This is a genomic window from Endothiovibrio diazotrophicus, assembly GCF_054657215.1.
On the sequence record NZ_BAAHXB010000170.1, the window covers coordinates 1 to 8,430 of the forward strand.

At 66.7% G+C, this 8,430-nt stretch carries 5 protein-coding genes; all 5 read left to right on the plus strand.

The annotated features are described in order from the left end of the window. The first annotated feature begins 216 nt into the window (after positions 1-216). On the plus strand, positions 217-1,629 hold the full coding sequence (leuC, locus tag ACYQ2W_RS24425) for a 3-isopropylmalate dehydratase large subunit (protein ID WP_459873303.1): 1,413 nt from the start codon (positions 217-219) through the stop codon (positions 1,627-1,629). A 110-nt stretch (positions 1,630-1,739) separates the two neighbouring features. Further along, on the plus strand, positions 1,740-2,375 hold the full coding sequence (gene leuD, locus ACYQ2W_RS24430; RefSeq protein ID WP_459873305.1) for a 3-isopropylmalate dehydratase small subunit: 636 nt from the start codon (positions 1,740-1,742) through the stop codon (positions 2,373-2,375). A gap of 184 nt (positions 2,376-2,559) precedes the next feature. Then, positions 2,560-3,633, plus strand: a complete 1,074-nt coding sequence (gene leuB, locus ACYQ2W_RS24435; protein WP_459873308.1) for a 3-isopropylmalate dehydrogenase — start codon at positions 2,560-2,562, stop codon at positions 3,631-3,633. 257 nt (positions 3,634-3,890) lie between these two features. Continuing rightward, positions 3,891-5,003 (plus strand): aspartate-semialdehyde dehydrogenase, encoded by a 1,113-nt coding sequence (asd, locus tag ACYQ2W_RS24440; protein WP_459873310.1) that lies wholly within the window; start codon positions 3,891-3,893, stop codon positions 5,001-5,003. 327 nt (positions 5,004-5,330) lie between these two features. After that, a partial coding sequence (locus tag ACYQ2W_RS24445; RefSeq protein ID WP_459873312.1) for a FimV/HubP family polar landmark protein occupies positions 5,331-8,430 on the plus strand: 3,100 nt, incomplete at its 3' end.

Here is an 8,430-nt window from a genome sequence, read left to right on the forward strand (position 1 = left end):
ACGCCGTTTCCGTTTTCCGCCGCGCGTTGAACGATGCGCCTCACTTCGTACCGATCGCGGCCTTGGGGCCGCTCCTACCGGTGCGGGCGGTGCCGATACGCGACGTATCGCGTCTTTTTCCTGTATTCTCATTCGGAATCAAAGTTATGACAACAATGAATTTGATTCATGATTTAGCGCCCACTAGAATCCAACCATCGCAAAGAGGACGGAACGATGGCTGGAAAAACGCTGTATGACAAATTGTGGGAGCAGCACGTGGTGCGCACCGAAGCGGACGGCACCGCACTCCTTTATATCGATCGTCACCTCGTCCACGAGGTGACCTCTCCGCAGGCCTTCGAGGGGCTGCGGCTGGCCGGGCGCAAGCCGTGGCGGAGCGAGTCGGTGGTCGCCACCCCCGACCACAACGTCCCCACCACCGGGCAGAGCGGCGGCATCCCCGGCATCGGTGATCCGATCGCCCGCACCCAGGTGGAGACGCTGGACGCCAACGTGCGCGAGCTGGGCATGACCTACTTCCCGATGAACGACCCGCGTCAGGGGATCGTCCATGTGGTCGGGCCGGAGGAGGGCGCGACCCTGCCGGGGATGACGGTGGTCTGCGGCGACTCGCACACCTCCACCCACGGCGCCTTCGGCGCGCTCGCCCACGGCATCGGCACCTCGGAGGTGGAGCACGTGCTCGCCACCCAGTGCCTGGTGCAGAAGAAGATGAAGAACATGCGGGTGACGGTGACCGGCCCGGTGCTCCCCGGGGTCACCGCCAAGGACATCGTGCTCGCCGTCATCGGCGAGATCGGCACCGCCGGCGGCACCGGGCACGCCATCGAGTTCGCCGGTCAGGCGATCACCGACCTCTCCATCGAGGGGCGCATGACGCTGTGCAACATGGCGATCGAGGCGGGTGCCCGCGCCGGCATGGTGGCGGTGGACGGGAAGACCGTCGACTACTTCAAGGGTCGTCCCTTCGCCCCCAAGGCGGAGCAGTGGGAACAGGCGGTCGCCGCCTGGAGCGAACTGAAGAGCGACGACGATGCGCTGTTCGATAAGGAGGTGACCATCGACGGCTCCACCCTCCAGCCCCAGGTGACCTGGGGCACCTCGCCGGAGATGGTGGTGGGGATCGACGACGTGGTGCCCGATCCGGATGAGGAGAGCGACCCGGTGAAGGCCGACGGCATGCGCAAGGCGCTCGCCTATATGGATCTCGCCGCCGGCACGCCGATCGCGGATATCCCGGTGGACAAGGTGTTCATCGGCTCCTGCACCAACTCGCGGATCGAGGATCTGCGCGCCGCCGCGGAGGTGGCCAAGGGGCGCTCGGTGGCCGCCACCGTCAAGCAGGCGCTGGTGGTGCCCGGTTCCGGATTGGTGAAGAAGCAGGCGGAGGAGGAGGGGCTCGACAAGGTCTTCGTCGAGGCGGGCTTCGAGTGGCGCGAGCCGGGCTGCTCGATGTGCCTGGCGATGAACGCCGACCGGCTGGAGCCGGGGGAGCGCTGCGCCTCCACCTCCAACCGCAACTTCGAGGGGCGCCAGGGCCCGGGTGGTCGCACCCACCTGGTCAGCCCCGCGATGGCCGCCGCCGCCGCGGTGCGTGGACACTTCATCGACGTGCGCGAGCTTTAAGAGAAAGAGGCCCGCAAATGAACGCGAATGGACGCAAATAAGAGGTTTTTTTCATTCGCGTTTATTTGCGTTCATTTGCGGAAAAATCTTCTTTTCAGAAGGTAATAGAAATGGACAAGTTTGAGACGTTGACGGCGGTCGTGGCGCCGTTGGATCGGTCGAACGTCGATACCGACGCGATCATCCCCAAGCAGTTTTTGAAGTCGATCAAGCGTAGCGGTTTCGGTCCCAACGCCTTCGACGAGTGGCGTTATCTGGATCAGGGCGAGCCGGGAATGGACAACTCCAAACGTCCGCTCAATCCCGATTTCGTGCTCAACCAGCCGCGCTACGCCGGGGCCGGCATCCTGCTGGCGCGGAAGAACTTCGGCTGCGGCTCGTCGCGCGAGCACGCGCCGTGGGCGTTGCTCGATTTCGGCTTCAAGGTGATCATCGCGCCGAGCTTCGCCGACATCTTCTTCAACAACTGCTTCAAGAACGGCATTCTGCCGATCGTCCTCGACGAGGCGGTGGTGGATCGACTGTTCCAGGCGTGCGAGGCGACCGATGGTTACTCGCTCACCGTGGATCTGCAGGCGCAGACGGTGACCACCCCCGAGGGCGAGGCGATTCCCTTCGAGGTGGACCCGTTCCGCAAGCACTGCCTGATCGACGGCCTTGACGACATCGGTCTCACGCTGGAGCACGTCGCCGACATCAAGGCCTACGAGGAGCGTCGCCGCGCCGAGGCGCCGTGGCTCTTTTGAGCTTGGGTGCTGGAAACGCGGAGGACGCAAAGACGCGGAGAACGCAGAGAAGAGTTTTTTGTTTGGGAGTTCTATTCGGCGTGTGAATCGTTGTTGGGCGTTTGAGATAATCGCATAAGCACTCTTTCCTTTGCGTTCTCTGCGTCTCTGCGTTCTCCGCGTTGATCATCGGGAGCTAAAAAGTATGACCAAGAAGATTGCAGTACTGCCCGGCGACGGGATCGGGCCGGAGATCGTCGCCCAGGCGGTGAAGGTGCTGGAGGTGTTGAAGGCCGACGGGCTCGCCATCGAGATGGAGGAGGCGGCGATCGGCGGCGCGGGTTACGACGCCGCCGGCGATCCGTTGCCGGAGGCGACCCTGGAGTTGGCGCGCAATTCCGACGCGGTGCTGCTCGGCGCGGTGGGCGGCCCCCAGTACGACCGGCTCGACCGCCCGCTGCGTCCCGAGCGCGGCCTGCTGCGCATCCGCAAGGAGCTGAACCTCTTCGCCAACCTGCGTCCGGCGCTGCTCTATGAGGAGCTGGCCGACTCCTCCTCGCTGAAGCCCGAGGTGGTCTCCGGGCTCGACATCATGATCGTCCGCGAGCTGACTGGCGACGTCTACTTCGGCCAGCCGCGCGGGATCGAAGTGCGTGACGGTGAACGGGTCGGTTTCAATACCATGATCTACGCCGAGTCCGAGGTGCGCCGGGTCGCCCGCGTGGCCTTCGATATCGCGATGAAGCGCGGCAAGCGGCTCTGTTCGGTGGAGAAGGCCAACGTGCTGGAGTGCTCCGAGCTGTGGCGCGAGGTGGTGCTGGAGGTGGCCAAGGAGTACCCGGAGGTGGAGGTGAGCCACATGTATGTGGACAACGCCGCCATGCAGCTGGTGAAGTGGCCGAAGCAGTTCGACGTCATCGTCACCGGCAACATCTTCGGCGACATCCTCTCCGATCAGGCCTCGATGCTCTCCGGCTCCATCGGCATGCTCCCCTCGGCCTCGCTCGACGCGAACAACAAGGGGATGTACGAGCCGATCCACGGCTCCGCCCCGGACATCGCGGGTCAGGACAAGGCCAACCCGTTGGCCACCATCCTGTCGGTGGCGATGATGTTGCGCTACACCTTCGCCGACGAGGCCAACGCCCAGCGCATCGAGGATGCGGTGAAGGCGGTATTGGCCAAGGGAATCCGCACCGTCGACATCCTGACCGACGGCTGCACCGAGGTGGGCTGCAGCGCCATGGGCGACGCCGTCGTCGCCGCGATGCGGTCCTGATCGGCGCCCTGGTAGGAAACGCGGAGAACGCAAAGACGCAGAGAACGCGGAGAAGCGTTTTCCGGGTGTTGGCGCTGTGCTGTTCGAGAGCGTGCCTCCGCAGTTTGATGTTGGGTGGCATGAGTTGATGGAATTAGGTGGGAGGCAGGCGTCGGTTGATTCGGAGAAGCATTCACATGGTCTTCTCTGCGTTCTCTGCGTCTTTGCGTCCTCCGCGTTAATCACGAGCACTTGAAAGAATTACGAGGTTTAGCAATATGAAGCGCGTAGGTTTGGTTGGTTGGCGCGGGATGGTGGGTTCGGTGTTGATGCAGCGGATGCGCGAGGAGAACGACTTCGCCCAGTTCGAGCCGGTCTTCTTCACCACCTCGCAGGCCGGGCAGCCCGGTCCCGAGGTCGGCAAGGAGACCCCCGCCCTCAAGGATGCCAAGGACATCGATGAGTTGAAGGCGATGGACGTGATCGTCACCTGCCAGGGCGGCGACTACACCAACGAGGTCTATCCGGAGCTGCGCAAGGCGGGGTGGGGCGGCTACTGGATCGACGCCGCCTCTTCGCTGCGCATGAAGGACGACTCGATCATCGTCCTCGACCCGGTCAACAAGGCGGTGATCGAGCAGGGGCTGAGCGACGGCATCAAGACCTACGTCGGCGGCAACTGTACCGTGTCGCTGATGTTGATGGCCATCGGCGGGCTGTTCGAGCAGGGACTGGTGGAGTGGATCACGCCGATGACCTACCAGGCCGCCTCCGGCGCCGGTGCGCGCAACATGCGCGAGCTGCTGACCCAGATGGGCGCGGTCTACGGCGTCGCCAAGGAGCTGCTCGACGATCCCGCATCGGCGATCCTGGAGATCGATCGCACGGTGGCCGACTACATCCGTAGCGACGACTACCCGCTCGACAGCTGGCCGGTGCCCCTGGCCGGTTCGCTGATCCCGTGGATCGACGTGCAGCTCGAATCCGGGCAGAGCAAGGAGGAGTGGAAGGCGCAGGTGGAGACCAACAAGATCCTCGGCCGTTCTGCCAATCCGCTGCCGATCGACGGCCTCTGCGTGCGCGTCGGCGCCATGCGCTGCCACAGCCAGGCGTTGACCATCAAGATGACCCGGGACGTGCCGCTCGACGAGATCGGCGGGATCATCGCCACCCACAACGAGTGGGTGAAAGTGGTGCCCAACGATCGTGACCTGACCATGAAGGAGCTGACCCCGGCGGCGGTGACCGGCACCCTCACCGTGCCGGTGGGGCGCATGCGCAAGCTGACCATGGGCAACGACTACCTCTCCGCCTTCACGGTTGGCGACCAGTTGCTGTGGGGCGCCGCCGAGCCGCTACGCCGGATGCTGCGCATCCTGCTGGAGCGGTAGCTCCGCTCCAGCGCATCGTCGCTGCAATCGCCCGCGGCCGTCTCGGCGGCCGCGGGCGATTTCGTTGTGGGATTGCGGGGCGCGTGCGACGATATTCGCGCCGCCGGGGCGGCCAACGGTGTACAAATCGTCGGGCAACTGTTAAAAGAGTGCATGTGAAATGAGCGCTTAGCTTATAATCGTAAAGGCATTTCTCGATGGTTGGGGGATGCGCCGGGCTCCTCGTCGGTCGCGACGGCGATGGGGTCACGGAGTATGGCGCTCAATAACAAAAGGGGTCCGTTCCCGCCGGATCCCGAAAAGCGGGTCATTGAAGCAGTGAACAAAGTGCGCAATCTGGTCCTTGCGGCGGCCGCCTTCGCCGTATCCACCCCCGCCGGGCTTTATGCCCTCGGCCTCGGCGAGATCAAGCTCCATTCCGCTCTCAACCAGCCGCTCAATGCGGAGATCGAGCTGCTTTCGGTACGCAAGCAGGATCTGCCGAGCCTGCAGGTGGCGCTCGCTCCGGAGGATGCCTTCGGGCGGGCCGGGATCGATCGCTCCCACCTGCTGACCCTGCTCAAGTTCGAGTTGCTGCCGGGGAATGGCGGCACCGCCCGGGTACGGGTGACCAGCCGCGAACCGATCCGTGAACCGTTCCTCAATTTCATCGTCGAGGCGGACTGGAGCAATGGCAGCCTGCTCCGGGAGTACACCCTGCTGCTCGATCCGCCTGAGCTGATGAGCGCCCCGCCGGCGGTGGTGGAGGCGCCCCGCGCCTCGGCGCCGGTGCCGGCGGCAAAGGCCGCCTCTTCGTCGACCGCTGAGGAGTCGTTGCCGCCCCCCGGCAGCAAGGTGACCAGCTTCGGTCCTACCCGCGCCAACTACACCTTGTGGCGGATCGCACTGCGGCTGCGCCCCGACGAGTCGATCTCGGTCCAGCAGATGATGCTGGCGCTGCTGCGCGCCAACCCCGAGGCTTTCAACGGGGACAACGTCAACGGCCTGAAAACCGGCTACGTGCTGCGGGTGCCTGGTGCGGCGGAGGCGCGGCGCCTCTCCATCGAGCAGGCGATGGCCGAGGTGAAGCGCCAGCACACCGCGTGGAAGACCTTCGTCGCCGGCGGCGGGCTGAACGCGGAGGCGGCGCCGATCCAGCGCGGCGCGACGGCGGCACCGGTCCAGCCCACGGCGACCCGGGGAGAACTCAAGCTCACTTCCTCGAAGAAGGCCGCGGCTCCGGTACCCGGCGCGGGTGGGACGGCGGAGAAGGCACCCGCCGAGGTGCTACGCGACGAACTGGCGGTGGCCTCCGAAGCGGCGGCCAGTCGCGAGCGCGAAAATGAAGAGCTGCTGGTGCGGATCGACGAGCTGGAGGGACAGATCGGCGATCTCAAGTCGCTGATCACCATGAAGAACGAGCAGCTCGCCGCGCTTCAGAACCGGTTGAAGGCGGGAGAGACTGCGAGCCCCGCGGAGAGTCCGGCACCCGCCGGTGACGTGGCGGCGGCGGCGGTCTCTACCGCGGAGTCGCCTGCTGCCGAGTCGGCAACTGGAGCGGGGCCGGCGGAAACCCCGATCGATGGGGGGGACGGGAGCGCCGTCGGCGGCGCTCCCGAGGCGGACAGCGCGGCGGAGCCTCCGGCGGCGGCCGGCGATCTCGCCCTGATTGCCGATGCCGCGGGTGACCTGACGGCACGGATCGCGGCGGCCGGCCGTCTCGGAGACTCGGGTAGTGCCGAGGCGGTGGCGCCGCTGTCCGCGGTGCTGGCCGGCGACGAACCGTGGACCCTGCGCCGGGCGGCCGCCGAGGCCCTCGGCAAGCTGGGGGGCAGCGGGGCGGTGGATGCACTGCTGCCGGCGCTCGCCGGCGATGCCCAGCCGATGGTGCGCCGCGAGGCGGCCATCGCCCTGGGGCGGATCAAGGATCCCCGCTCCGTCGAGGGGCTGGAGAACGCGCTGGCCGACGAGGCCACCGTGGAGACCGAGGTCGATGGCAAGATCGAGCCCCGGCTGGTGGTCTCGGAGGCGGCCGAGGAGGCGCTGATCGCCATCGACATGGCGCGGCAGCAGGCGGAGAGCGAGGCGCCGCCCACCGCGCCCGCCCCCGCGCAGCCCGCCCCGGCCGAACGACCCGCGCCGGTCCAGCCCGCGCCGGCGGCGGAAAAACCCGCAACCCCTCCCGCGATGCGTGCTCCGGCCCCGCCGCCGGCGGAGCCGGCCGGCTTCGTGATTCCCTTCCTCGATGACCCGCTGCTGTTGGGGGGCGGTGTCGGAGTGGTGCTGCTGCTGCTCGGTGGGCTGGTGCTGGTGGCCCGCCGCCGCCGCGCGGCGGCCGGGGAGGAGGTGCCCGACGAGGTGGCGGCGGCCTCGGTGGCGGCCGCCCTGGCCTCCGTCGAAGGCGGCGCGGAACCGTCGGCGGGCGGCGATCCGATCGCCGAGGCCGACGTCTATCTGGACATCGGCCAGTACCAGAAGGCGGAGGACCTGCTGAAAGGGGCGATCACCCGCGAGCCGGGCCGCCACGAGCTGAAGCTCAAGCTGCTGGAGATCTATTTCGCCGCCAAGAGCGTGGCACCGTTCGAGGCGCTGGCCGGTCAGCTCCGCGGCGAGCTGGGCGGCGGCGATGCGGCGGTGTGGAACCGGGTGCGCGAGATGGGGGCCCAGCTGTCGCCCGCATCGGTACTCTTCGCTGCCGGTGCGGTGGGGGCCTCGACCCTCGCCCCGGCGGGCGGAGAGCCGGAGGTGGAGCTGGAGCTGCCGGACTCCTTCGATCTGGACATCGACCTCGGGATCGGCGAGGAGGGCGCGGTGGCGGACGGTCTCGACGCCGATCTGGCGCTTCCGGAAGGGGTTGAGGAGGTGGTCTCCCGCGGAGCGGACGCGGCGGGTGAGGAGGTCGATTTCGATCTGACCCTCCCCGGAGGGAATACCCTCGGCGGCGCGACGGAAGAGGAGCCGCTGGTCCACGACGAGGGGCATGTGCTCGATTTCGACCTTACCGACCTCGGTGCCCTCTCCGCAGGAGGAGAGGCGCCCGCCGTCGAGGAGGCGGCTGCGGATCAGGGCAATCTGGTGGACTTCGATCTGACCATTCCCGGCGGCGATCTGGTCGATACGGGACGGGAGGAGGCACCACCGGTCCACGACGCGGAGCATGTACTCGATTTCGATCTGGGACTCGACGATACCGATATGGGGCCGTCGCTGATCGAGGAGGTCGGCGAGGGGGCGATGGGGGGACTCGATTTCGATCTAACGTTACCGGGCGGTGAAGAGGGCGCCGACGAGGGGACGGTGGTCCTCGATATGAGCGAAGAGGAAACCTCCGGAGAAACGGCGGTGGCGCCGGGTCTGGACGATTCATCGGTGGAAGAAGGGGCGATGTCGCTGGACCCGGGAATGGACGAGTCCGCCGAAGAGGAGGTGGCCCCGCTGGATCTGGGCG